Raw genomic sequence first — 25,310 nt, 5'->3', positions numbered from 1 at the left:
TCCGCTATAATGTAATCCATACAATACAAGCAAAGGATGGGATACATATGGACGCAACCGTTAGCAAACGCTGGCTGCTCGCCAGACTCTACGAGCCGGAACAGACCATCGTAGACTGCCGGTTCACATTAGGCCAGCCTAAGGCCGGCAGAGACAGCTATCAACAAGAGCATATTCCGGGCGCGATCTATCTGGATCTGAAACTGGATCTGTCCTCTCCGGTGAGCGAGCATGGCGGTCGCCATCCCCTGCCTGACCCTGAAGTGCTGGCTGCACGGCTCAGCAAACTCGGAATCGGTAATGATACTCGCATTGTCGCCTACGACGATGAGAACGGCATGAACGCCGCCCGTCTGTGGTGGCTGCTGCGTTACCTGGGGCATGAGCAGGTATTCATTCTGGAGGGCGGCTTCAGCCAGTGGAAAGAGGGTAAATATCCGGTGACGGATCATCAGCCGGTGCGGGTGCCTAGTACCTTTACAGCTAATGTTCAGCCGCAGATGCTGGCGGGAGTTGAGGAGGTGCGCGAGGTATCGGAGAAGACAGTTAATAATGCTGGCGCTGAGTCTGAGAGTGACGTCAACGTTGCGGATGCCGTGCCTGCTCTTCCCGTGCTGATCGATTCCCGGGCCAATGACCGCTATCACGGCCAGAATGAGACCCTGGACCCGGTCGGCGGGCATATCCCTGGTGCGGTCAACTACTTCTGGAAAGACACGCAAAATCTCGACGGTAGCTTCAAGAGTGCGGAGCAGCTTGAAGAACATTTTGCCGGACTGGACAAAGACCGTGAGATCATCGTCTACTGCGGCTCCGGTGTAACAGCCTGCCCGAATGTACTGGCGCTAGAAAAGGCCGGATATACGAATGTGCGGCTGTATGCGGGAAGCTGGAGTGACTGGATTAGCTATGAAGATAACCCGGTGGCCACAGGAGACGAGTAAAAGCCGATTGACCGCATCGGATTTGAGTTTTGGGGCTGTGACAGGTTGCCGGAAGGCAGGCTGCTCACGGCCCTTTTTCGGCATTTTCGCGCACGCTGTTCCAGAGATCGACAAGTTGGTAATTTGAGGATTGACAATATGACAAGTTAAATTTAAAATAATCACAGCGGAAAAGTATGATTTAATTTATTATAAACTAACCATAGAAGGAGATTTTTAAAATGACGGCTCTCCAAACCTTTAAAGCATCTGCGCATTTGCAAGACGGAGTCCAAGTGAAAGTAGCATCCCGAAACTTTGAATTTATTATTGACGAGCCCAAAAGCTTGGGCGGAACTGATACCGGTATGAATCCGGTCGAAGCTTTGCTGGCCTCGCTGGGAGCATGCCAGTCTATCGTGGCCAGAGTGTATGCGCCTAAATTCGGCGTGAACCTCAAGGATTTCTTCGTGGATGTAGAAGGCGATCTTGATCTGGATGGCTTTTTCAACAAGTCGGAGGTGCGTCCGGGCTATTCAGAAATTCGGTATACCTTCCGTATTAAAACAGATTCACCCAAAGAACAGGTTGAAGAATTTGTACGATTCCTGGAAAGCAAATGCCCCGTTGGAGATACGCTCGCAAACCCGGTTAATCTCAAGCTGGAAAGCATTATCATCGAAAGCTAAGCAACCGATCAGAACCGAGAAGCTTCGTCGGACACAGGTTTGGGGGCTGGGACAGGTTAAAAGGCAGTGACCTGTCCCAGCCCTCTTTGGGCTTTCCTGTCAACAACTTGCAAACGTTCCGGGTTAGCAGCCCCACTCCCCTTCGTCAGTTCTACCTATGACCGGTCCGGCTACCTTCTACTACAGTTTGGTCAGCACATGCGCACTCACAAAGTAATCCCTGTCTTCGTATTCATCATGGACGAACTCCCACAGCAACGAAAACCTTAATTCAACTTTATACAACCGCATAATTTGCGGATGAACGTGGACAAATGCCCCCGGCAAGCACAAGCCTTGTTGCGCCATCTCCGGCAGATGCCCGTAAATCAGGTCCAAGTTTTCACGGAGATTTCCTCCCGTCAGCTCCAGAGTCTTCACAGTGGCCGGGCTGGTATAACCGGTTGCTGATATGCGCTGCAGCAGCAGAGTATCGGTTAAATGGACAATCACCCCGCCCGGTGCCAGGAGGCCCTGCAAAGATTGAAAGATGTTGATATGAATCCGTTCAAGCAGCCGATCCAGCTGAGCGCTGAATTCCGGTTTATGGGCAACCTTGTTTTTCTTCCGGTAAAAAAAGGCGGAAATGAGCTGCGTCGTGAAGCATAAATTCATGACCACGTCAAAAGGAGGATTCAACGGCGAAAAATCCACGTTGGGCAGCAAATCGTCAACCTTTGCTTTCAAGTCATCCGGTGAAGACACTTCCGTTCCTACTCCGGTCAGATCAATGATTGCCCGTTCGTATTTTTCCGGGTGTGCCGACTTGGCCAGAAAACGGTCCAGCGCTTTTTCATCAATATCGACGATCGTGATCCGTTCAAATATAGACTCGATATACGAAATGGGCACATCGTTTCCGTTCCCGGCCCCGAGCAGTAAAATATGCCCGCGCCCGCAGCGGTTATGTTCCAGCGTTTGTTCCAGAACTTGCTGAATCTGAGCCCGGTAGCCCGCCCAGTGCTGCCAATCATGCTGGGTCGAGTCATTTCGGAGGGTGTTGGCTTTGCGGAATTTGACGTAAGGAACATTGACTTTTCTCATAAATGGATTCATAGCGTGATTCACCTTTTCTATCTAGAATGGAGCATTAACGAAATTATAACTTTTTTGGAGCAGGCGGTAAAAGAATGCTTTACAACATATTCGGGCTCACTGAAATTGCAGATGGATTAGGGCTCTCTCACACGATCTACGGACAATGTACAAAGCGGATCATGGTTACGTATATTAAAAGCAATATCACGGCTTTTTAGTGAAAGCTGTCTTTTAAAGAGGTGAACCGTGTGCCTATTAAAACAGGTAGCCAATACATCGAACGTATCGACCGGCAAAATATCAATATTTTTTACAAAGGAACACGGATCGAAGGCCCTTTATCCAAGCATCCCGCATTTCAAGGTCTCATACAAACCCAAGCCGAAATGTACAACATGCAGTGTGATGAGCGTTATTTAGCACAGATGACCTACCCTTCACCCGATACAGGAGAGCCTGTCGGTCTATCTTTTCTTCCACCCAAGAATGCTGAGGATTTACAGCGCCGCAGAAAAATGATTGAACTCTGGTCCAACTGCCATCATGGGTTTTTAGGACGTTCTCCGGATTATATGAATACAGCCCTCATGTCTCTGTTTACAGCTGCCGATATCCTTGAGGAGCTGAATCCGAAATATGCTGAGAACCTCAGGAAGTACTATGCTTACTGCCGGGATCATGACATTACCTTATCCCATGCCTTCATCCAGCCTCAAGCAAGCAAAATATCCGGCCAGATTGATGCTACAGAGGATTCTATCGCTGCTAAAGTCGTTGAAATCAATGCTGAAGGGATGATTGTAACCGGTGCTTTTATGATGGCAACACAAGGGGCTACATGCGATGAAATGCTTGTATTCCCAACGCCTTCCCCTTCGTTTGTGGATGATGATAATCCGTTCGCGTTTGCCTTCGGCGTGCCTAATGATCTGCAAGGGATGACTTTTTTTTGCCGTGAAAGCTACGCAGCCTCATCTGCCTACGACCATCCGTTAAGCTCAAGATATGAAGAAATGGATACCCTAGTCATATTTGACCGCGTTCTTATCCCTCATGACCGTGTATTTTATTACGGAGATGAAATGTACTGTTCCCGATTGTTCGGCGAGAGTCACTTCCATACGCATCTGGCCCATCAAATCATCACCCGCTATATTGCAAAAACAGAGTTCTTTCTCGGGTTGCTGGAATCTTTGGCGGAAGAACAAAACGTTATCCCTGAGCCCCATACTATTCAGCCTATTTCCAGAACGATAACCTATTTGGAGACCTTCAAAGCCTTAAGACTCGCTTCTGAAATAGGCGCTTCCCCGGACAAATTCGGATATCTCGTTCCAGACAAAGGTCCACTTTTGGCTTCGTCCGTTCACTTTTCGGAGTTTTATCCGGACCTGATTGAAATGGTTCAACATCTCAGTTCAAGCGGTCTCATCATGATCCTCTCGGAGTCCGACTTCGATACAAGCGCTGGTGCATACCTCAGTCAGTATTTGAAGGGTACGGCTTCGGAGGCGTGGTTCCGAAACGCTTTATTCCGGCTTGCTTGGGAACTCGGAGCGGGTGCATTCGGCGGGCGACAAATCCAGTTTGAGCGGTTATTTTTCGGCAGCTCCCACACACTGGCCTGGCGCATGTACAACAGCTATGATAATCACGAATCCTTCCGTCACATCATTCACGAGTTCATTGCACCAGAAGAAACCCGATTCGTTATGAGGGGAAGCCGGTAACTCAAAGACACTCTTCTCATTGTTCTGAGGAGAGTGTCTTTTGTCAAAAAAATCATCATTTCAAAGTCTGATGTCTCCATTTCCGGGGCAGCTTCAGATCCAGCCGGCTTGTCCACCAGCATCTCCATGGACAGTACCGTTCCCCCATTCGCATAGGGCTTGAATTGTTCAGGCATTGCAAAACCGAAATCCTGATAGATCAGCTTGCCCAAGGTTCCTCCTTCGCCTCCAAGCACAGCTCAGCCATAGCTGTCATAGAGAGGGGCTGGCGATAATATTCCCGGATATAACGGGCGATCTGTTCAGCCAGATCCGGTTCCGTCTGATGCGCTCCCGTACCCGTCCAGCATGACTTTGGCGTCTCCCTGATTCGTGAACACAAACGCACTTGAAGGCAAAGTATAACTCTGAAGCTTCTCTCCCGGCTGCATGATCACATGACGGATATCCAACACTTTCACAGGCACATGATTCCATAATCGTATTCTTTCTGACCACTCCATAAAAGCACCTCTATAACTAATAAGCTTACATATTTGTATAACTCTCTTCATTTATCCTTGATCCGCTTGAGCAATCAGCTTGGTCATTTCCTCTGCCTGCAACAGAGCCGAGAGCGGGTCGGACAAGAAGTAGTTCTCCCATTGCAGCTCTATGATCCCGCAGCCGGCTGCTCGGTGAAGTTCAGTCATATCCGGCATGTGCCCCTCCCTCCCACTCTGTTTGCTTCTTAGAACCAGCAGATAATCCTCCGTGTATTGGGCAATGTCCTGCCGATCAATCCAAATCGACTCATGTCCTTGCTCGAACAGCTCCTGCCACACTTTCCATGGCGGCTGCAGCCCCAGCACTTCATAGGCAGCTCTCCCGCCCCGGGTGGCTGCATTGCCTATAACCCGAATCTCCTGACTCCAATTCGGGTCAATCACAGTGAATGTCCGCCGTTCCGGACATTGCCGCAATATCGCATTCCGCACATAAGCTGCCCGTGTCTCATATTCGGCACTCCACTTCGCCGCTTCCTGAGCGCGGTTCAGAATATGCCCCATAGCGGCGATCCCTTCCCCGGCCGAACGGAAATGATCACTCTGAAAGACTACTGTAGGAGCTATCCTCGCAAAGGAAGCAAAGGCTGTCTTGTCCCAGGTAATGATCAGATCAGGTTCAAGTTCAAGCACCTTCTCTATAGATACCCGGTTGTGGTTGCCGATATCTTGTACCTCAGAACCTATATACTGCCCAAGCAGCCGGTTGCTGTCCAACAAGGTATGCGGGGCTCCCACAGGTGTCAGACCCAGAGCCAGTACTTCTCCCAGGCTCCAATCTATAACTACCCGCTCAGGCTTGTCCGGAATAATAATCTCACCCATCACCGTTTGTATATTTCTTCTTTTGTGCCCGATACCCGCCATAGGGGAAGTACTCCCTCTTGTCTGTTCTATAAGGGGCTCATGGGCCATCTGTATAGTGCGCGGTTGCAGGGTTATCCCGTCCTGTATGCCTTCTCTTTCACAATCGCTGATCTGCCGCCTGTAATAATCGGGAGATACACCCTCGTGCTTCTTGAAAAAACGGCTAAAGGCATAGGCGTTGGCATAACCTACCCGCTCTCCGATTTCCTGCAAGGTTGCTTCCGTATGCAGCAGCTCATAGGCTCTATTCAGACGAATACGCGCCAGTACCTGCCCGGGGCTTGTCTGCAGCTTGCTCTTAAACAGTCTGGTTAATAATCTCGGACTGCAATGGGTCACAGCAGCAACATGTGCTACAGTCAGGGGTGTACCGTAATGATCCTGCATATATCGAACAGCCAGACGGGTACGGTCAGGACCAAAGATGCTGATCTCCTGCTGCTGCATCTGCTGCAGCAGCTCGTAGAGCCACTGGTAGAATATCGCCGTGACTTGAATCCGTTCAAGAAAAGCTATATTTCCCCACTTCTCATGCAGCCTGGAAGCAAGCTCCAGTAGCGGGAGCGGATAATGCGGCTTCAACCCATATTCACACTGTAAGGTTATGCCGGGAAGCTGCTCATCCAGAGGTTCCTGCACCTCCCCCTCAGTCTCAGCCAGCATATACATGATTGAGTACAGCTCAATCCCCGTGTCAGCCTTCATGCGCACAACGGCGCCTTTACTTCCGTGCAATACATACCAGCCATCCAATGCATGAGGCGTCTCATCCAACCACAGCTGTCCCCGTCCCTGCACCAAAATAAAGGTATGGGAGGACAGCCGCTGCTCTCTGTATTCCCTTCCCGGTTCCATGCCTGATTGACGGATATCCAGCAGACGGACCGCCTGATTATCCCAAAGCTCAATATACCCCTCTATATTCATAAGAAAACTCCAGTCTCAATACTTGAACACTTCAAGATTCGTTATCATCTGTCCCCATAGTATATGATAATGATTCTCAGTGCAATGCCTCCCATGTTCCGAAACAGGTATGCCGAATGTTCCTGATTGGTCATTGTGTAAATAGAGACCACCTTCTATAGTGATAATAGTTCTCAATAAGAAAGAGGGTCGAACATTATCAAAAGGTTCAATTTGTACTACATAGCCTTATTGTGTATGCTGGCAATGGCTATATTGCTCACAGGATGCTCTAAGCAGAATTCCAGCCGTCCAGGGAATACAGCCGACCATTCACAGGATAAGCGTATTCTCTCAACTGTAAAAGGAGATGTGGAGGTCCCTGCACACCCTTCCCGGGTGGTTGTGGACTGGAACATTGGCGATGTACTGGCTGTTGGGTTGACACCGGTAGGCGTTCCGGGCAGTTTGCTGGACTACGGGGAATTCCTGCGCAAGCCGCTTGAAGGTGTAGAAGATATCGGCAACCATAACGAGGTATCCTTGGAGAAGATCATTGAGCTTAATCCGGACCTGATCATTACCTGGAACCAGGAGGCTTATGAAGCTTATTCCAGAATCGCCCCTACTGTCGTATTCATAGCCGATGATTATGACTCCATGCAGGCAGAGGTCAGCGCAATGGGAGAGATTCTTAACCGTCAGGAAGAAGCTGAGAAGTGGAACAAGTCCTTCGGGGAGCGGACCCAGGCCGCCCGTGCCAAAGCACAGGCCGCTGTACCGGCTGGCGCAACCTTCACGATAACGGATTTTAACTGGTTAAAAAGTGTGGGTATTGTAGGCAAAAGTGCAAACCGGGGCGGCAAGGCCGTCTACGAGCTGCTTGGACTGACTCCTGCTGAGAAAGTAAAGACGGAGCTCTTTGATCAGAATAAGGAGAGCATTGAAATCAGCTCCGAGGTATTCGGGCAGTATGTAGGTGATTATCTGCTGGTGATGAAAACAGTAGGCGCATCTGACGAGACCCTTCCCGGGATATGGAGCGAACTGGATGCAGTACGTAACGGCCAGGTGTATGAGCTGGATATTCATCAATACCTAAGCTCAGACCCGTATACCTCTATCCTGCAAGCGGAGGATATTGCCGAACGACTGGCCAGTAAGCAGACGATGCTCCAGTAATGTAAGAAATAAGCGCACAATAGCAAACGGGGTGCAAAGAATGAACAGTAAGGATGGAATCCCGCCTGCGGGAGCCTTCGGACAGCTTGATCAGATGTGGTTCAGGCTTCGGAGCAGCGAGCAGAACAGCAGTCTCACGGGAGGGTGTTCACTCCGACTGCAATTCCTTGAATCTCATCTGCTCCTGATTCCAGTTTCGGGCCGGGGCTGGATCACTGTGGACGGCAAGTATGGCGAACTCAGAGCGGGAGCTGCCTTTGTCTGCCTGCCGGGGCAATTAATCGAAGCCTGCCTGGACGGTTCAGACGAACCGAATATATACATTTTGCGGTTTGATGTATTTAGCCAGCGGAATCTGCCTGTACAACCGGGCCGGATAAGCTCAACGGAGCCCCAGCTCCCCTTCTCCCTGGAAGGAGAAACAGCGATGTCTTCAACTGTTACATACAGCAAACACTGTGAGGCTATCACCGCTTCCCTTGGCAGTACAGACCCCTTACAGCAGCTGCTTGCCCAGAGCAGATTCTATGAGCTGCTGTACAGTCTGCTCAGCGATGCCAGGCAGTCCGAGCCAGACGATACCGATACGATTATGGAACGGGTCAAGGCCTATATAGAGCAGCATTACCGTGAAGAGCTTTCGATCACCCTGCTGGCGGGCGAGGCAGGCATTAGCGTAAGGCATTTCATCCGGCTGTTCAAGCACAAATATGGTCTTAGCGCCATCGAATACCTGACCGAATACCGGATCAGACAAGCAAGAAGTCTTATGCTTCCGCATTCGAATTATGAATTAAAGGATATCGCCGCTTATGTCGGTTACAAGGATGTTCCTTACTTCCGGCGCAAGTTCAAGCAAATTACCGGTGTAGCTCCGGCCACCTTCATGCGCAATGCCAAGCTGAAGATCGTTGCCTACCACGGCAGCCTGATTGGGGCGTTGCTTACGCTGAATATTATTCCCTGCGCCGCACCGGCTGACCATCCCTGGACTGAATATTACCGCCGTAAATATGAGACAGATGCGGTTCTGCCGCTTGACCAAGATGACGCTATCCGCATCCAGCAGCTTGCTTCCCTCCGCCCTGATTATATTCTGGGACTGGAGCAAGCGCTAAGTCCCGCCATGCAGCAGCAGCTTCAAGAGCTTGCCCCCACTTCGCTTGTTCCCCGGCTCCAAATGGATTGGCGGACGGAATTAAGCTTCATCGGACAATCTCTTGGCAAGTCGAAGGAGGCAGCGGCTTGGTTAGGCACCTATGAACGTAAGGCGGAAACAGTCCGTGCAGAGTTGGATTATAAGCTTACCAGGGGCAAGCTGCTTATCGCCCGAATATCCGGTCAGACCCTCACCGTATTGTCTAACCGAAGCTTGGCCGAGGTGTTCTACGATGATCTGCATTTCATCCCCGCTCCCCTTGTTAACCGCAAGCTAAGCCGTCAGACCTTGACACTTGCGGAACTGAAGTCTGCGGATGCGGACAAGCTATTGTTGATCGTAGACGGGGATGCCGCCTCTCAGGCCATTTGGTCAGAAATCCAGCATCAGGAGTTGTGGAAGCTGCCTGATCCCGCCGGATATTCGCGCGTTGAGCTTCTCCCTCCCTTCCCCTGGACAGAGTATACCCCGTTCACACAGGAGCTGATTCTTGACCTCGCGCCATCTCTGTGGCGCAATCGGATATGAAATATTGGCGCGATCATCTATAGTCGAATCCAAGGGATTGTTTTATACTCCTAACAGTGATATTGATTCTCACTCTCATGTGAGATACAAGGTATCGAAACTCAGGAGGTTATAGAATTCATGCGACAGATAAGAACAGGAATTGCATTCTTCACGGCCGCTCTGCTAGTACTGGTAATGGCAGCTTGCTCTAATAACGCGGGACAGGCCGAGGTAGAAGCTTCAACAGAAGCGGACTTTCGTCTGGTAAACAGTGAGAAGGGCGAAATTAAGATCCCGGCCCATCCGACCAGAGTCGTCGGCCTATCCGTAGTCTACCCGGAGTTTCTGCAAGCGTTAGGCGTTACACCCGTTGCTGTGCAGAACTACCAGGAAGAATTCCCAACCTATCTGCAAGAGCCTTTCAAGGATACGCTGAAGATGGGCATTGCCAAAACTCCGAATTTTGAAATGATACTGTCTTCCAATCCAGATCTTATTCTTGCTCCTGCATGGTGGGCAGGCAAGGATTATGACCAGTTATCCGGAATCGCACCGACGGTTCTGCTGCCCGAGCGTCAGGACTGGCGCGATGAACTGAAGGACATCGCCGCAGTGCTGGACAAGAAGGAAGCTGCCGAGAAGGTTATACAGGAGCTGGAAGACTATGAGGCCAAGGCCAAGCTGAAGCTTGACGAGCTGGTTGGCAACGAAACCGTGTTGTATGTGAGGGTTATGCAGAATAGCCTCGTCCTCAATGGAGATCAGGTGGACCGCGGAAAGTTCATTCATACCACCCTTGGTCTGGAGATGATTCCGAATTTCCCCGAGCAGTCTCCGTCCATCTCTCTGGAGAAATTACCGGAGTACAACCCTGACCACCTTATTATTCAGTTGAACCAAGAGGATAATGCTGAGATTAAGCAAACCTATGAAGATATGCTGGCGAGCCCTTTATGGAAGAATATGAACGCGGTTAAAAAGAATCAGGTCATTACGATGGGGGACAAGGATTGGTTTAACGTGGGCATGTCTCCAATGGCAAACCGCTATGCGGTTGACGTGGTTCTAGAGGCCTTTGAAGGCAAGTCGAAATAAAGGGGATTTCAGGATGTGCGATACTGGCAGGTTCCAGAGAGCTGAACGTTACTACATCTCCCCGGAAGCTATTGAGAACGCAGTGGTTACTTTACGACTGACCGAATTATGTATGCCCGCACATGCTGAGCATCTGCTTACCACTTATGCTTCCATGCTTGGGACTGAGGATAAACGTATAGCGGCAGCCATCTTCTGCACATGGATCGCCGGGATCTGCGGAGCCAAATACGCACTGCTCACAGCCGCAGACCCGCTGGCTCATGCCTTGCGACTGAATAACCTGTCTGTGCAGCTCATCCGTACGGAGGGATATCCCGAATTCGCCTTCCCTATCCATAACCACCGGGAGGGTATCTATGACCGGAACGGGAATGGAAGTGAGATCATAGATGAGCTTGGGTTGTTCTACACTAACGAGGTCAGACCAATTATTTCTGCGCTTGCCGAGGCTTCACAGACCAAAGCGGTGATGCTGTGGAAGCATGTCTATAATCAGTTGTATACTTTTATCGAAGAGGATGCTCTTGACGCTCCCAGTGAGTACAGCCGCACCCAGATCCACGGGCAATTCCAAGCTGCACTCTGGGAGTTGACCCCGGAGGTATTCGGACTTCGCAGCAATCCGTTCCGTATCACCCCCAAGTTCCGGACGGACCCCCACCCTCCGCATGATACGATATCTGTTAAGGCTACCTGCTGTCTGGCCTATAAGCTCAGAGCGGATCATGACTATTGCGGCGGATGTCCTATCCTTTAATTAGAACGGGCTTATAGACTACGCACCGGCTTGGAACCTTTTCCCAGCCGGTTTTTTCTGTGAAATAACATCCTTCACTCTACAAGAATATCCGCCATATTCCGACATATTATTTAAGAGCTTTCGCTCTAATACATATCCGGGAGATGACCTATGTCACAGCTAATTCAAAAACGGCCAGTCCGTTCAACCAGCATCGCCAACACATTGGCCATTGTGCTGCTAGTCATTATTCTTGTCGTCTTCTCGATCCTGGGTACCTTCTTCTATTCCAGCACCCGAAGCATTCTAGTAAGCCAGCAAGAGTCGATGCTGATGACCAAAACGCAGGGAATTGTCAGCCAGTTCGATGCTCTGTTCAAGGAGAAGGGCTCACTGGTTAAACAAATGTCCACCAACTCGATTTTTCAAAAATATATTGAGAGCACAACAGCAGATCAAATCACCACTTCCCCCCACGCCGCAGAAGCACTCGCCACACTGGCGGACATTGTAAAGTCTGAACCCTCCTTCGCCGATGCCTGGGTGGCCGGGTTATCCGGGAAGGGATATTTCCTCCAAAATGACGGTCTGACCTCTAAATCGGACTTTGATATCCGCGCCCGCCCCTACTTCAAGCCTGTATCCGAATCCAAGGGTCTCTACTATTCTGAACCTTACGCCGACGTCATTAGCGGCAAAATGCTGATGGGCATTTTCTATCCGATTCTGAATGAGAGCAGCCAAATGATCGGCTTCATTGCCGCAGATATTGCTTTCGATGACATCCCGCAGATCATGCAGAGCTACTCCTTGGGAAGCACCGGGTTCTCCATTCTGGCTACCCGCTCTGGCGATATTCTCTACCACCCGGATGAAGCCAAGGTACTGAAGGAGAAAATCACAGAGAGTCCGGGCGATCTAGGCGCCATCGGTAAAAAAATGATTAACGGCGAATCCGGCGTATCGCTCATTGATGATAATGGCAACCCCCGTTATATCGGCTATGCCACCAGCAAGGATACCGGATGGTCTGTAGGCTTAACCATTACCCGGCAAGAGGCGCTTAGCGAGCTGACGTCCTTCACCCGGACGACCATCACCGGTTTTGCTGTTGCCGCTTTGCTCCTGGTGTTCATCTGTTATCTCACACTGCGCTACCTGTTACGCTCCATTCCAAAACTGCTGGCCGCTATCCAACGGATTGCAGACGGAGACCTGACGGTTCAGCTCAATGATGCCTCTCGCAATGAAATCGGACAGATTGCTCATGGCATTGCGGGCATGGTCCAGAAGATTCAGGGCATGATTCAGGTGATCCATAATACGACTCAGGTGCTGACCCAATCCTCCCAGAACCTGCAAGCCATCTCTACCAAAACCGCGATAACCATGAACGAAACGGCTACGGCCATTAATGAAATTGCGAATGCTACCAACTACCAGTCCGCTGAATCCGAGAGCATTCTCCACAAAACCGGTGCATTATCTGATCAAATTGACGAAATCACCAGTGATGCCCAGACTGTAGGAACCATGGTACAGACCTCAGCAGAGCTCAGCAGTTCCGGTCTTGACTTGGTGGAGCAACTCTCCAAAGCTGCAGAAGACAATCGCCGATCTACACAAGCGATGTCATCGCTCATTGAGGATATTGATCTGAGCCGTCATGAGATTTCGGGTATCGTAGGCACAGTGAATCAAATAGCGACACAGACCAATCTGCTCGCCCTTAATGCTTCCATTGAAGCGGCACGGGCAGGTGAACATGGCAGAGGCTTCGCGGTGGTGGCTGGTGAGGTGCGTAAGCTTGCCGAGCAAACAGCCCGGGCTACTGAAGAAATCTACAAGAAGGTCAGCGCTATTGAGGAAAAAACAAGCCTATCCGTAGAACACACTACTCTTGGCCTTACGATTGCGGAGGAGAATGCCAAATCTGTCGAGAATGCGAAGCAGGTCTTCTTCAGCTTGAACAGTGACCTGGAGGAGCTGAAGGTACGGATGCTGCAGATCAGCAATAACACCTCGATTGTCCACAAGCACAAGGATGAGATTCTGCAGGCGATTGAGGTCATCTCTTCGACGACCGAGGAGAATTCTGCCTCCACTGAAGAGGTAAGTGCCAATACACAGGAGCAGCTCGGCAGTATTGAGCAGGTAGCTGAACTGTCCAGAGAGCTGAGCGAAATCTCACAGAGGCTGGAGGAAGAACTGCGGCAGTTCAAGCTGGAGTAACGGGGTATGCAAAAAGATCGCCAAGTAAGAGATTCACTTGGCGATCTTTTTGTCATGCGGGGGTCTAAGCCTGGCTCGGTGCTATTTTAACATGTACTTGGTAATCGTCTTAGGCGCATAGCTCCTCGTGATGTACAGCTCCCCGCCTCCCGCATAAATGTAATTATGCCCGGTTTCGTAGTCGTGCCAGCTTGTGGAGAGATGATATTTGATCTGCAGGTTCGCCGGGTCCAGCACATAGAAATCCTCCTTGGCAATATCCCCCTCAAAGGTCTCAGGATCAACGACAGCCGGACGCTCCTGCCATTGGTACTGCTTCTCGACCGTAATCTCGCCCGATGGTGTTATCCGGCAGTACCATTCGCGGTCCCCGGCTTCACCGATCTGCTGCTTGCCGAGTAATTGGTTGTCTTTGCTGTACAATTTGTAGACGTTGTCGCTCTGGATCAGATAGTTGTTGCCGGTCGTATCGATCCGATCCATCTTGTTCACAGGACGCACCCACTTCTTGGTGCCGTTAGCGTCATAGCCGAATAACAGCCAGGTATCGCTACTGCTCATCTTAATCAGGAACGAACCGCCGCGAAGCGGATACACCTGGAAATCAGGATATTTAACTGCTTTTGGAGCGGTGTAGGCAGCCAGCGGTTTCGTCAGAGCATCCAGACTCCGGTATACGCTGACTCTGTTTGTATCCAGCTCCTTATGTACCACATAGCCGTTCGGCAGCACATCAATCACCCCTGAGGCCCATTTGCCGGTTAGCTTAAGCTTGCGTAACTGCTTCCCGTCCTGACTGTACTCGGTAATACCACGAGAAGCTACATTGCCGCTAACCAAGGTTCGAATCACAATATTTCCATTATCCAGCACCACCGGCGAGTAGGACCCGGTTATGGTTTTGGTCCATTTCCGTTTGCCGTTCGGATCAACTACGGTAAGATCATAGGGTTTGCCGCCCCACATTTTATAGAAATAGCTGTAGCCGTTACTGGCAGAATAAAATCCATTAGCAGTAAACGGCTTGTCGTTGGCCATGTCCGAATAGTCATATACCCAGTTGGCAGAACCGTTAATGCGGTCAATGGATGCGTACAACATGCCCGAAGACTTCGTCTTGGAAGGGGCTACGGTTACGGTCTTGACCAGCGGAATGAACATCCGATTCTTACTCTGTAAGGTGTCTATAGTGCCCCAGAAGGTAATGCCCTCCGGCAGCGTATAGCTCCATTCCGGCTTCGGGAGCTGTTCCATGACTTTTGCCGCCGATGAGCGTCCAGGAAGCAGTACCTGTGCCGCCAGTAATAGCGCAAAGCCTGCGGTGAAAAATTTCAATCGTTTTGAATTCATAACTCCTATCCCTCTTTTACTATGTATTAATGTTCCAACCTGAATTATTATATGACCACCTAGACAATAAGGACAGGTTATAAATGGATGCTATCTAACCGGTGTGTCCGGCCGCATTCCCGGCGCGTTTGCCAGTACCCGGGGCTGTCCATTACAATGACAGTAATCAGGCTGACAATGCCTATTCCCGGGAGGAGAGTATGACATGATAGCATGGGACCGTGCCGCATGGGGGCAATTAACGGTTGAAGAGAAAAGGCACGCGATGCAGGGAGTGCTTAAACAGCTGCCCGCTGGCTTCAAGTGGCTGCGGTTAGAGAGGTTCGAACGTTACGGCCAGTTCATAGAAACGGGTGTCTTCGTATATGAGGGCAGTGAATACGTGTACGTGCCGGGCGACACGGTGACCCTGGGCCGCTCAGAGGTACATATGTATGCCGAGATGTCTCCCGTCCGCGAAGCTGTGATCGGGCCATTGCTCGTGCAGCGCCAGCCTGCTTCGGCAGGCTGGTACGAATGTCCGCTGGACCGGCTGGACCCGGAAGAAGATGAGGATGTGCTCGAAGCTATCGAAGAGTTCCGTCAGGGGCCGCACACCAGCTATGAGTACTCCCAGTATTTCCGGCTCGAACGGGACGGGGAACAGATCGTAGTGTTCCTGTTCGACGACAGCGAATCGTTCGAAGAATGGTGCGAGTCGGAGCTGCCGGAGGGCTTCACCCTGCCGACTGAGGACGAATGGGAGTATCTGTACGGCGCAGGTGCACGAACGCTGTTCCCGTGGGGCGACGAGATTGACGAAACCATGCGGCTCAGACATGTGTACGGTTCAAGTGTGGCTAATGCTGAGGACCCGTATCCGCTGGAGCTGCCGAATGCGTTCGGCCTATGCTTCCCCGGCGATCCTTACAAAAAGGAGCTGGTCCTCACGCCGGACGGCATAACTGGCAAAGGCGGCGACGGCGGCTGCAATCTGCACGGCGGCCAAGGTGTTGCTCTAGGGTATCTCCCAACCGCGACCGCTTTCCGCGATCCTTATGAGAGCGAGCTTACATGGGAGGATCTGCTGGATTGCCTGGTGTATCGGCGGGTTGTTAGGCTGTAGGATTACGAACATTAGTATAAGACATCCAAAAGCCGCCCTTCCTTCGCATCAAGCGAAGCCGGGCGGCTTTTTCCATTGTAATATTATTTAGTGAGACAGCTTCATAGGCTATCGGTTTCACACACCCTGCGATACAAGCTCTCTCTGGGCTGAAGCTGTTGAAGCTGCTCCTTCTGTGTCCGAATCCGGGCTCTTATCCAGTTCTTCCACACGTGCCACATTCAATTCCTGCTCGTTCTGATGAAGCTCTTTGACCATATTCCTGTAGATATGGGCTTCTTGACGGTCCAGTCCGTCACGATTCTCTTTCATGATCCAGGTTTCCACGGTTCGCTTGAGAATTTCGCCTTTTCGTTCCAACAGTTTCGTATAAGTCAACGTTTCTTCATTCCCTTCCTGATGCTTAGAGTTCATACGCCGGGGTAATCTCAGATGTGACTTCCGGCGTAACGTCTACTATTATACGGGAAAGACCCGGCTCACCCAATGCGGAGCATCCGGACTTACATCGGGTGAGCTGCGCTCAGCGTAGAAGAGGCTGACTCAGCAGGCAGGTTCGCAGATGTTCGGACAGATGCTCCCATATACGGCAAGATAGAAGCAGAATTCGCCTAAAAGTCGAAATGTGTTCGGTATTCCGCATACATTCTGTTCGTGTCCGTACTACCGCTTCAGCTCCGCAGCTCCACACGGAACACGCTGCCTCCGCCAGGGCAGTTCTCAGCCCGTATGCTGCCGCCAAGCGTGTCTACCAGCTCCTTGGCAATGGCAAGCCCCAGCCCGTGGCCCCCGGCCTCCCGCGAACGCGACTGGTCAGGGCGGTAGAAGCGCTCGAAGATCCGGCTCAGGTCTTCCGCAGGAATACCCACGCCTGTATCCTGTACCTCCAGCGCCAGCCACGTGCTGCTGTTCTTCTGAATGAGCGCAGCCCGCAGAATGACACGGCCGCCTGCGGGTGTGAACTTGATGGCATTCTCCAGCAGAATGACCATGAGCTGCACCAGCTTCTCCTGATCCTGCTTCACCGGAAGCTCCGCCGGAGCTTCGAGGGTAAGCCGGATCTGCTTCGCTTCGGCCAGCACGCCCAGGCCGGAGAGCGTAAGGGCCAGGACCGGCGCAAGGTCGAAGCGCCGGAGGACCTGCTCCAGCAGCCCGGCATCACTGCGGGCCAGCAGGAGCAGGTCACGGGTCAGCGCAGTCATCCGCTGGACCTCCGAATACATCCCGTCCACCACATGACGGGTGAACGCCTGTTCATTGATGCTGTCCTCCAGCTTCAGCGTCTCGATGGAGGACAGCATCACGCTCAGCGGCGTGCGGAGCTCATGCGAGGCGTCCGCCGCGAAGTGCTTCTGCCGGTCGTACGCCTCGCGGACCGGCACCATCGCCTGCCGCGACATCACCCGGCTGAAGACGGCGGCCAGCAGGATGAATGCCGCTGCGATGGCGGCCAATACGCCGAGAAGCCAGCGGAATAACTGCTGCTGGAAGGTGACATCTTTACCGGCATACAGGATGCCCGCAGGCTGCCCCTTACGCTCGAAGACCCGGCTGCCGAGCAGATAAGCAGCCTGCGGGCTGTCCTTGGGATCATTCCCCTTATGCAGCAGGCCTGGCCCCTGCACCAGCTCCACTATCGCAAGTCCCTCCGCTGTCTTGGCCGCCCCGGAATCTGCCAGCTTCAGCACCTGCTCCTTCAGTCCCGGCTGAATCTCGCCGCTGCCCAGCAGACCGCCCTCCGTATTCAAGATCACGTAGAATGACTGATCCGCACTGAGCGTAAATTCCTGATTCCCCGGCCCATGGTCCCTACCCTGCAGCAGTTCATCGAACATAGGTCCTTGCAGCTGCTTCACCTCGGCATCCAGCAGAGAATGAAGCCGCTCCTTCTGGTTATTCCAGATCAGAAGATGCAGAAGCAGATAGATGATAAGGAAGGACAATAGCAGAAATACGCTCATCACCGCACTGTACCGCCAGGTAAGGCGCTTTTGGGTGCGTGCGAACAAGTCATTGCCGGAGCGGCTGGCTCCGGAACGAAAAACATTAAATTTCAAAGCTATACCCCACTCCCCGGATGCTGTGAATGTGCTGCTGTTCTCCGTCCAAGAGTGCCAGCTTCTTACGGAGCAGCTTGACCGTAGCATCGATGGTCTTGAGCGTAACCTCAGATTCCATCCCCCAGATCCGGTCCAGGATCACCTCGCGGGCAAGCACCGTGCCCTGGTTCTTCAGGAGCAGATCCAGGAGCTGATACTCTCTGGGCGTAAGCTGAACCTCCTGCATCCCTGCCGCAATCCGGTGGCTGTTCCGGTCCAGCACCAGCTCTCCGATCCGGCATGTGTCATTCTCCAGCGGGAGGAAGGTCCGTCGGCCCAAGGCCCGGAGCCGGGCCAGCAATTCATCAATTTCGAACGGCTTGACCAGATAATCATCCGCACCCGCATCGAGTCCGCGAATCCGGTCCTCCAGCGAATCCCTGGCCGTCAGCATCAGGATAGCCCCGGGATATCCATCCTGACGCAGCTGACGGCACACCTCCCGGCCATCCCGCTCCGGCAGCATCCAGTCCAGCACCAGCACATCATAGCCGGAGACACTGGCGAGATCATACGCCTCATCCCCGGAATTGACCCATTCAACGGTGTATGCCGCTTTCTTCTTAATCATATGTACGATCAGTTCACCCAGCCGGGTATCATCTTCCGCGAGCAAGATCTTCATGGGGTCCTCCCCTCCCTCTCATCAGGTGCTTGTGTCCTGTACATTTGTCAATATATCAAGATACCACATTCCAGTGAAAATCTGGTGAAAACAATGCAGTTGCCCTTTCTCCGTATTTTCACACTGGGAGTATAGAGTAAGTCGCAAGCCATACATTACCCCTAGCGGGAAAGGATGATTCTACGATGACTTCACCACGTAATCTATTCACTCCAAAAGCAGGCAAGCTGCTTGCAGGCACCTTGACGGCAGCACTCATCCTAAGTACTGGCGGGCTGAGCGCCTTCGCCGCCTCTTCCCCATCGGCTACTAGTGTTTCGAGTCCAGCCCCGCTGCTTCCGGCTCCTGAAGCTGGCCTTCCGCCTGCCGGTACAGAGCCGCTAAGCCCGCCAGCCGGACCACCCGGCGGCCCCGGCTTAGGCGGTCCGGGTCTCGGCGGCATCGAGACCAGCGACCTGCTGGCCGCGCTTGGCCTGTCGGCCAGCGGGCTGCGCACAGCGCTTGAATCAGGAAGCTCGCTTAGCGCAATTGCCAAGCAGCAGAACGTGGACTCTCAGAAGCTGCTCCAGCTCGCCGCAAATGCAATAGAGGCCAGACTCAGCCAGGAATATAAGGATGGACGTATCACCGAGAGCGTGTATAAGAGCCGCCTCAGTGAAGTCTCCAAGCGTGCGGCGTCCCTGCTGAACCAGACCCGGCCGAAGCCGCCGGTGCCCGGTTCAGCACCGGCAGATACGGCTGATTTGCCGCCGCTCGGGCCTGGGCTGGAAAGTCTTGACCGCTCGGAACTCGCCGGACTGCTGGGAATCAGCACCAGCCAGCTTGCCTCCGGTCTCGGCAGCGGACAATCCCTTGCCGAACTGGCAGGCACAAGCGGAACCAGTACGCAGAAGCTGATGGATCTGGTCGCCGCTGCCCTCACCCAGGATTTGAAGGAACGCCTGGCCAGAGGAGACCTGTGGGCGGATGAATATTCAGCTGAACTGGCGAATGTACAGACCCGGGCTGCTGATCTGGTACAGCATGTGCATCCCCAGCCCCCGCATCTCCGGCAGAATGACAAATAAGTCCGGAGATTAAGCGGAAAATACAATACCGGAGAGCCTGTGTCTAACGATGCAGGCTCTTCGTGTTGAAAGGATTTTCCAGCAGGTGCTAGAATAAAAAGTCGTTTCCACTCGAATTCTGTCAGGGAATTAGCTTATAATGATCACACTGCGGCTTGACCGAGGATGGAACAAGACCAAGCAATCCAGAATAACCTCAAGGAGGAAGTCCATTGTATAAGGTGCTGATTGTAGATGATGAAGTTTTTGTGCGGAAGGGCTTGATCCGGATTCTGAGTGAATGCTCGCCGCAATTCGAAATTTGCGGTGAAGCCGAGAACGGGGAGCAAGCGCTTACCCTGATTGAACAATTGAACCCGGAGCTGGTGATTGCCGATATCCGTATGCCCGTGCTGGACGGGCTGGGACTGATCAAGAAAGTGAAGACGGAGCTTGTGCAGGAGCCGATTTTTATTATTTTGAGCGGATATGCCGACTTCTCCTATGCCCAGCAAGCCTTCCGGTACAATGTGTCGGATTATATCCTCAAGCCGGTTGACGAACAGGAGCTTACGGTTGCGCTTGGCAAAATCGCCCATATGCTGAACAAAAAGCAGCTCCTCTCCATCACCCGGGAGAAGCCCTTGGTCGAGACGGTCATCGAAAGCCTGCTGCAGACGCAGCCCGATGATCAGGTCATGGGACGGATCGCCTATGCGCTGGAGCTGCCTCTCACCTCTTCCTATACGTACCTCATCGCAGAAATGCAGGATCAGCTTCCTGCCGGAGAAGTCGATTATCTGCCTGCCCTTAAGAACTCTCTGCTGCGTTATTTCCGCCAAGAGGCTCAGACTCTGCTTCTTCATGTACGCACGAACAATCAATACGGGATGATCTTGCCCGGCCAGTGGGTGGATGAACCCCATCCTTCCCCGTGGGGAGGCTACCGTACGATGCTGGATACACTGGAGCGGGAGCTTGGAACAAGCATCGCTTTGTTCGTTGGCCGGAAGGTAAGCCATCTCAATCAGATTGTAGCTTCCGGGGCCAGTGCGGAGCAATGCCTCCAGTACCGTTTTGCCGCCGGCTTCGAGGGCATTTATATGGCGGACGAGCTGCTGGAGCTGCCCTTATACTATTTCGATATCGATGAAGGATTGCACAGCAAGCTGATTTACGAGGTCGAAGCCAATGACAACAAGGGTTACAGCTCAACTGTGGATGCTATTTTCACCATGTTCCAGGAGCGCCACTTCGCCCCCGGGGCGGTGACGAACACGATCCGGCGCAGCATGATTGCCATCATCAACATTATCCGGCAGCTTGAAGGTGACGAGAACGCACTGCAATGGATGACCGAGCTGCTCAACTGGCCGCTGAAATACCGTAATTTGAAGCAGCTGAAGCAGGTATTCCAGCAGTTTATCGCCGAAGCCGCAGAATATATCGCAGAGAAGCGCGGCGGCAAGAGCGAAGGCAATATTGAAAAAATCAAAAAATACATCGACGGGCATTACCGTGAAAATATCTACCTCAAGGGTATTGCCGCCGATTTCGATATGAATCCGGTCTATCTTGGACAGTTATTCCGCAAAACCTACGGTGTGTATTTCAATGAATACCTGCTGACCCTGCGGATTGAGGAGGCCAAGCGCCTGCTGCGGCAGACCAAGAAACGGATGTACGAAATCGCGGAGCTGGTCGGCTTCCAGAATGCGGATTATTTTGCCACCCAGTTTGAAAAGCTTGAGAATATGACGCCGACTGATTATCGCAATATGATGATTGGGCAGTAAATAAGGAGGCTCCCTGCCGTGTTCAACTTCCGTCTGAATCATATGAAGCTTAGAAGCAAGCTGATTGTCATCTACATTGTATGCGTGTTCATTCCGATCATCCTGACCAATGTAATGTTCTATCAGGTGACCACCGCCAATATCAAGAATCAGAAGACCGCAGATGCCGAGCAGGCGATGAATCTGCTGCAGGCTGAGCTGAGGACCGTAATTGAAGATGCAGCAGGCATATCCTACCTCTACTCCATTGACCGGCAGCTGATCCAGCATCTGAATACCACCTATGCTTCAACGGACCGCTATGTGGAGTCGCTGAACGCCATATCGAATCTGTTCAACCGGACTGACAAAGAGAACAAGGTGCTGAGCTCCTCGGTGATTATGACCGACAATCCAACCGTTCTGGCCTCAGCCCATATCATTAAGCTGGAGGACAGTATGCGTCAGCAGGACTGGTATAAAGAGATCAGCCAATTCAGCAACACACACCCCCATCTCTATGTGACGCCCGACAGCATCAGCGTGATCCAGCGGCTCACTGACCGCAGGCTGGAGACGTATGAGCATGTCCTGAAAATTGACCTGAACATGAACTATATCCGGCAGATTCTGGATCTTTCCAGCTTCAGCGGTGATTTCTATATTCTCGACCCGTCGGGCCAGGCCCGCTTCGGCCGTCTCTCCAGCGGTCAGCCCAGCGGGCTGATTACTGCGGCGCACACCCTGACCCCAACTGAGATTCCCAAGCCAAAGCAGGCGATTGTGATCGACAAGACTTACCAGAATAACCGTTACCTAAGCGGCTGGTCGATTTACGGCGTCCTGGATGAGACCCTTATTTTGTCAGATGTCAGACAATCCGGGCAATTTATCCTGTGGTTTGCCGGCATTAACTTCCTGGTTCCCACCATTGTAATTATGATCATGTCCCGTTCTATCCACACGCGTATTAAGAACATTCTGAAGCATATGAAGTCTGTAAAAGACAAAAATTTCGGACTGATCCCCTACCACCTGGAGCGGGATGAGATCGGTGAGCTTACCGTCGAGTTCAACCGGATGAGTAAACGTATTGAGAACCTGATCAATGATGTATATGTTGCAGAAATACAGAAGAAGGAGCTTGAGCTGCGGCAGCGGCAGGCTCAGCTGCATGCGCTGCACAGCCAGATCAACCCTCACTTCCTGTTCAATGCGCTGGAGACGATCCGGATGCGCAGTATGATGAAGGGCGAGACCCAGACGGCCCGGACGATTCAGAACATGGCGAAGATTTTCCGCAAATCAATCATGTGGAAGAGCAGCTTCGTTACGATCCGCGAGGAGCTTGAATTAATCGAGAGCTTCCTGGAGATTCAGAAATACCGCTTCGACAACAAGCTTGAATATCACATCGAGGTGGACCAGTCGCTGCTGAGCATTGAAATTCCGAAGATGGCCTTCCTTCCGTATGTGGAGAACGCCAGTATTCACGGGATTGAGAATATAGCGGGCATCGGGTATATCAACATCCAGATCGCCCAGGAGAAAGGGCAGATTGTCTTCGTCATTGCAGATAACGGCGTGGGCATGGACCAGGCGAAAATCAGTGAGCTTATGCATTACCTGGAGGATGAGTCTGCCATGGGTGATTCAATCGGGATGAAGAATGTAATCACCCGGCTGAGGATCACCTACGGGGAATCGTTCACCTTCTCCATCACGAGCGAGCCCGGAGCGGGAACCCGCATTTTGCTGCGTCTGCCTCTGGAGAACAAATAAATATAGGGTATACCTTAATTATTCAAAGACTGATCTAAGGTTTGCCCTGTAACAAAGTTAAACGCTTTCTTTTATAATGAGGTTGTTCAATAGCACAAAGTAAAGAAAGGGGATATGAAATGCGTACAAAGAAATGGTTCCAAACCGGACTGGCTGCTGTTATGGCTTCAGCCCTCCTCATTGCCGGCTGCTCGGGCGGTAACAACGGGAACAAGAACAGTGCCAGCGGCAACGACGGCGAGGTAAGCACTGAGCCGGTAACGTTCACTTACTTCGGCTTCGGGGCCAACAAGGATACCATGGCCAGTGATACTACCATCGGTAAGAAGCTTCAGGAACAGACAGGTGTAGACTGGAAAATGGAATACGTAGTTGGCGATGGAAGCACCAAGTCCGGGGTTATGATTGCCGGAGGCGACTATCCAGATGTCATCTCTCCAGTCGGCGAGCTGGCCAAGCTGCTCGATGCCGGTGCATACATTCCGCTCAATGATCTGATTGAGAAGTATGGCCCTAATATCAAGCGTGTCTACGGCGATTATATGAACAAGATCACCAATGAAGACGGCAACATCTATATCCTTCCCTTCACTGCAAATGTAAACGGATACTTGTCACCCCCGGACCCTAGCAGCACCTTCTGGATGCAGAGACGCGTCCTTAAGGAGTTCGGTTACCCGGAAGTGAAAACGCTTGACCAGTACTTTGACCTGATTGAGAAATACCAGGCCAAGTACCCTAAGGTGGATGGTAAAGACACCATCGGCTTCGCTACCTTCGCCGGTACAGCCGGTGAATTCTTCACCATCACCAACCAGCCAATGCATCTGGCCGGTTATCCGAATGAAGGCGGCGTCCTGGTGGACATGGAGTCTCATGAAGCCAAGCTGTATCAGGGAACCGAAGATGAGAAGCGCTGGCTGGCCAAATTGAACGAAATGAACGGCAAGGGTCTGGTTGACCCTGAGACATTCACAGCGAACAAAGACCAGTATCTGGCCAAGCTGACCTCCGGCCGTGTACTCGGATATGTCAACTATTCCTGGCAGATCAACGATGCCACAAACAACCTGAGATCCGCCGGTAATGACGACCTGCGTTACGTTGCCCTTCCTATCGTATTTGACGAAGGCATTAAAGACGCTTATGTTGATCCTCCGTCCTTCGTGAACAACCGCGGGCTGGGCATCTCTGTCAGCGCGAAGGATCCGGTCCGCATCATCAAGTATTTTGACAACCTGCTGACCGACGAGAACCAGAAGCTTGTAGAGTGGGGCATTGAAGGCGAAACTTACACTAAGAACGCTGAAGGCCGTATGGTGATGAGCGAAGAACAGCTGACAAACCGCAACGACAATGATTTCAAACGTAAATTTGGCTTCGCTTATTTCGATTATGAATGGCCGCGTTATGGCGACAACTCCGTGTATGATGACGGCAACGCCCACGTTCCGTTCAACCAGCCGGAAGTTGCAGCTATCAACTACACAGAAGGCGACAAAACACTGCTGAAGGCATACAACCTGAAGACCTTCTCCGACTTCTATGCCGAGCCGGTAGAGCGTCCATGGTACCCTGCCTGGAGTATTGAGAAAGAACCGGGCTCCCCTGAGCAGCTCTTCAGCCAGAGAGCCGGCGATTTGCAGCAGAAGTACTATCCTCGTATGGTGCTTGCTGCCCCTGGCCAATTTGAAAAGGTCTGGAGTGAATACCTGGCCGAATACAACAAGCTCGATGCTAAGGGCTACGAAGAATTCATGACTAACAAGATCAAGGACCGCATCGACGGCAAATGGTAAGCGTCCGCTTCCCAGATGCAGCATGATGAACCGGGAAAAGTGAAGCTCGCCTTCACTTTTCCCTTCTACACT

Annotated in this window: 21 protein-coding genes; 13 read left to right on the top strand and 8 right to left on the bottom strand. The window is 51.9% G+C overall.

The window, feature by feature from the left end; genetic code table 11:
- The first annotated feature begins 47 nt into the window (after positions 1-47).
- Both NST69_RS13100 and NST69_RS13095 read left to right on the top strand, forming a co-directional pair.
- Positions 48-944: a sulfurtransferase gene (locus NST69_RS13100; protein WP_342549526.1), complete on the top strand. Its 897-nt coding sequence runs from the start codon at positions 48-50 to the stop codon at positions 942-944.
- 221 nt (positions 945-1,165) lie between these two features.
- The gene (locus NST69_RS13095) at positions 1,166-1,612 is read left to right on the top strand and encodes an OsmC family protein (RefSeq protein WP_036728968.1); all 447 of its coding nucleotides are present in this window, start codon (positions 1,166-1,168) and stop codon (positions 1,610-1,612) included.
- Positions 1,613-1,792: 180 nt separating this feature from the next.
- Here NST69_RS13095 and NST69_RS13090 read toward each other — a convergent pair whose 3' ends face one another.
- Positions 1,793-2,707, bottom strand: coding sequence for a hypothetical protein (locus NST69_RS13090; RefSeq protein WP_342549524.1), 915 nt, complete (start codon positions 2,705-2,707; stop codon positions 1,793-1,795).
- Positions 2,708-2,937: 230 nt separating this feature from the next.
- Here NST69_RS13090 and NST69_RS13085 point away from each other — a divergent pair, with 230 nt between their 5' ends.
- A complete protein-coding gene (locus tag NST69_RS13085; RefSeq protein WP_342549523.1) occupies positions 2,938-4,419 on the top strand; it encodes a 4-hydroxyphenylacetate 3-hydroxylase N-terminal domain-containing protein in 1,482 nt (493 codons plus the stop codon).
- Here NST69_RS13085 and NST69_RS13080 read toward each other — a convergent pair.
- From NST69_RS13080 to NST69_RS13070, 3 genes are all read right to left on the bottom strand, one after another.
- Positions 4,365-4,631, bottom strand: coding sequence for a hypothetical protein (locus tag NST69_RS13080; RefSeq protein WP_342549522.1), 267 nt, complete (start codon positions 4,629-4,631; stop codon positions 4,365-4,367). The genes NST69_RS13085 and NST69_RS13080 overlap by 55 nt on opposite strands.
- 90 nt (positions 4,632-4,721) lie before the next feature.
- Positions 4,722-4,922: a hypothetical protein gene (locus NST69_RS13075; RefSeq protein ID WP_339314027.1), complete on the bottom strand. Its 201-nt coding sequence runs from the start codon at positions 4,920-4,922 to the stop codon at positions 4,722-4,724.
- Positions 4,923-4,973: 51 nt separating this feature from the next.
- A complete protein-coding gene (locus tag NST69_RS13070; protein ID WP_339314026.1) occupies positions 4,974-6,758 on the bottom strand; it encodes a helix-turn-helix domain-containing protein in 1,785 nt (594 codons plus the stop codon).
- 351 nt (positions 6,759-7,109) lie between these two features.
- Here NST69_RS13070 and NST69_RS13065 point away from each other — a divergent pair, with 351 nt between their 5' ends.
- From NST69_RS13065 to NST69_RS13045, 5 genes are all read left to right on the top strand, one after another.
- The gene (locus tag NST69_RS13065) at positions 7,110-7,919 is read left to right on the top strand and encodes an ABC transporter substrate-binding protein (protein WP_342549521.1); all 810 of its coding nucleotides are present in this window, start codon (positions 7,110-7,112) and stop codon (positions 7,917-7,919) included.
- 40 nt (positions 7,920-7,959) lie between these two features.
- Entirely contained in the window at positions 7,960-9,606 is a 1,647-nt protein-coding gene (locus tag NST69_RS13060) for a helix-turn-helix domain-containing protein (protein WP_342549520.1), read from the top strand.
- 120 nt (positions 9,607-9,726) lie between these two features.
- Positions 9,727-10,683, top strand: coding sequence for an ABC transporter substrate-binding protein (locus NST69_RS13055; RefSeq protein ID WP_339314023.1), 957 nt, complete (start codon positions 9,727-9,729; stop codon positions 10,681-10,683).
- Between the two features lie 13 nt (positions 10,684-10,696).
- Positions 10,697-11,443, top strand: coding sequence for a (2Fe-2S)-binding protein (locus tag NST69_RS13050; RefSeq protein ID WP_342549519.1), 747 nt, complete (start codon positions 10,697-10,699; stop codon positions 11,441-11,443).
- 153 nt (positions 11,444-11,596) lie between these two features.
- Positions 11,597-13,657 (top strand): methyl-accepting chemotaxis protein, encoded by a 2,061-nt coding sequence (locus NST69_RS13045; protein WP_342549518.1) that lies wholly within the window; start codon positions 11,597-11,599, stop codon positions 13,655-13,657.
- A gap of 81 nt (positions 13,658-13,738) precedes the next feature.
- On the opposite strand, the gene NST69_RS13040 is transcribed toward NST69_RS13045, so the two are convergent.
- The gene (locus NST69_RS13040; protein WP_342549516.1) at positions 13,739-15,007 is read right to left on the bottom strand and encodes a hypothetical protein; all 1,269 of its coding nucleotides are present in this window, start codon (positions 15,005-15,007) and stop codon (positions 13,739-13,741) included.
- 205 nt (positions 15,008-15,212) lie between these two features.
- Between NST69_RS13040 and NST69_RS13035 the strand changes: the two genes are divergently transcribed.
- Positions 15,213-16,112 (top strand): hypothetical protein, encoded by a 900-nt coding sequence (locus NST69_RS13035; protein WP_342549515.1) that lies wholly within the window; start codon positions 15,213-15,215, stop codon positions 16,110-16,112.
- 117 nt (positions 16,113-16,229) lie between these two features.
- Here NST69_RS13035 and NST69_RS13030 read toward each other — a convergent pair whose 3' ends face one another.
- From NST69_RS13030 to NST69_RS13020, 3 genes are all read right to left on the bottom strand, one after another.
- Entirely contained in the window at positions 16,230-16,424 is a 195-nt protein-coding gene (locus NST69_RS13030; protein WP_340953299.1) for a hypothetical protein, read from the bottom strand.
- 359 nt (positions 16,425-16,783) lie between these two features.
- Positions 16,784-18,169, bottom strand: a complete 1,386-nt coding sequence (locus tag NST69_RS13025; protein ID WP_342549513.1) for an ATP-binding protein — start codon at positions 18,167-18,169, stop codon at positions 16,784-16,786.
- Complete coding sequence (locus tag NST69_RS13020; RefSeq protein ID WP_342549512.1) at positions 18,159-18,836, bottom strand: response regulator transcription factor; 678 nt, start codon at positions 18,834-18,836, stop codon at positions 18,159-18,161. The genes NST69_RS13025 and NST69_RS13020 overlap by 11 nt, the downstream gene beginning before the upstream one ends.
- Positions 18,837-19,021: 185 nt before the next feature.
- Between NST69_RS13020 and NST69_RS13015 the strand changes: the two genes are divergently transcribed.
- The 4 genes from NST69_RS13015 to NST69_RS13000 all read left to right on the top strand — a co-directional run bounded on the left by NST69_RS13015 (position 19,022) and on the right by NST69_RS13000 (position 25,238).
- The gene (locus tag NST69_RS13015; protein WP_342549511.1) at positions 19,022-19,903 is read left to right on the top strand and encodes a hypothetical protein; all 882 of its coding nucleotides are present in this window, start codon (positions 19,022-19,024) and stop codon (positions 19,901-19,903) included.
- Positions 19,904-20,124: 221 nt separating this feature from the next.
- On the top strand, positions 20,125-21,678 hold the full coding sequence (locus NST69_RS13010) for a response regulator (protein WP_342550171.1): 1,554 nt from the start codon (positions 20,125-20,127) through the stop codon (positions 21,676-21,678).
- Between the two features lie 18 nt (positions 21,679-21,696).
- Complete coding sequence (locus NST69_RS13005; protein WP_342549510.1) at positions 21,697-23,439, top strand: sensor histidine kinase; 1,743 nt, start codon at positions 21,697-21,699, stop codon at positions 23,437-23,439.
- Between the two features lie 119 nt (positions 23,440-23,558).
- Entirely contained in the window at positions 23,559-25,238 is a 1,680-nt protein-coding gene (locus tag NST69_RS13000; RefSeq protein ID WP_342549509.1) for an ABC transporter substrate-binding protein, read from the top strand.
- The last annotated feature ends 72 nt before the right edge of the window (positions 25,239-25,310 follow it).

Source organism: Paenibacillus sp. FSL P2-0089 (assembly GCF_038595095.1).
GTDB classification, from domain to species: domain Bacteria; phylum Bacillota; class Bacilli; order Paenibacillales; family Paenibacillaceae; genus Paenibacillus_AQ; species Paenibacillus_AQ silagei.
This window is presented reverse-complemented; position numbering and strand designations above follow the sequence as displayed.

Coding starts and splice junctions, on each gene's coding strand:
- NST69_RS13000 (WP_342549509.1), top strand. CDS start 23,559: ATGCGTACAAAGAAATGGTTCCAAACCGGACTGGCTGCTGTTATGGCT.
- NST69_RS13075 (WP_339314027.1), bottom strand. CDS start 4,922: ATGGAGTGGTCAGAAAGAATACGATTATGGAATCATGTGCCTGTGAAA.
- NST69_RS13040 (WP_342549516.1), bottom strand. CDS start 15,007: ATGAATTCAAAACGATTGAAATTTTTCACCGCAGGCTTTGCGCTATTA.
- NST69_RS13030 (WP_340953299.1), bottom strand. CDS start 16,424: ATGAAAGAGAATCGTGACGGACTGGACCGTCAAGAAGCCCATATCTAC.
- NST69_RS13100 (WP_342549526.1), top strand. CDS start 48: ATGGACGCAACCGTTAGCAAACGCTGGCTGCTCGCCAGACTCTACGAG.
- NST69_RS13015 (WP_342549511.1), top strand. CDS start 19,022: ATGACTTCACCACGTAATCTATTCACTCCAAAAGCAGGCAAGCTGCTT.
- NST69_RS13070 (WP_339314026.1), bottom strand. CDS start 6,758: ATGAATATAGAGGGGTATATTGAGCTTTGGGATAATCAGGCGGTCCGT.
- NST69_RS13050 (WP_342549519.1), top strand. CDS start 10,697: ATGTGCGATACTGGCAGGTTCCAGAGAGCTGAACGTTACTACATCTCC.
- NST69_RS13035 (WP_342549515.1), top strand. CDS start 15,213: ATGATAGCATGGGACCGTGCCGCATGGGGGCAATTAACGGTTGAAGAG.
- NST69_RS13055 (WP_339314023.1), top strand. CDS start 9,727: ATGCGACAGATAAGAACAGGAATTGCATTCTTCACGGCCGCTCTGCTA.
- NST69_RS13060 (WP_342549520.1), top strand. CDS start 7,960: ATGAACAGTAAGGATGGAATCCCGCCTGCGGGAGCCTTCGGACAGCTT.
- NST69_RS13045 (WP_342549518.1), top strand. CDS start 11,597: ATGTCACAGCTAATTCAAAAACGGCCAGTCCGTTCAACCAGCATCGCC.
- NST69_RS13020 (WP_342549512.1), bottom strand. CDS start 18,836: ATGAAGATCTTGCTCGCGGAAGATGATACCCGGCTGGGTGAACTGATC.
- NST69_RS13090 (WP_342549524.1), bottom strand. CDS start 2,707: ATGAATCCATTTATGAGAAAAGTCAATGTTCCTTACGTCAAATTCCGC.
- NST69_RS13095 (WP_036728968.1), top strand. CDS start 1,166: ATGACGGCTCTCCAAACCTTTAAAGCATCTGCGCATTTGCAAGACGGA.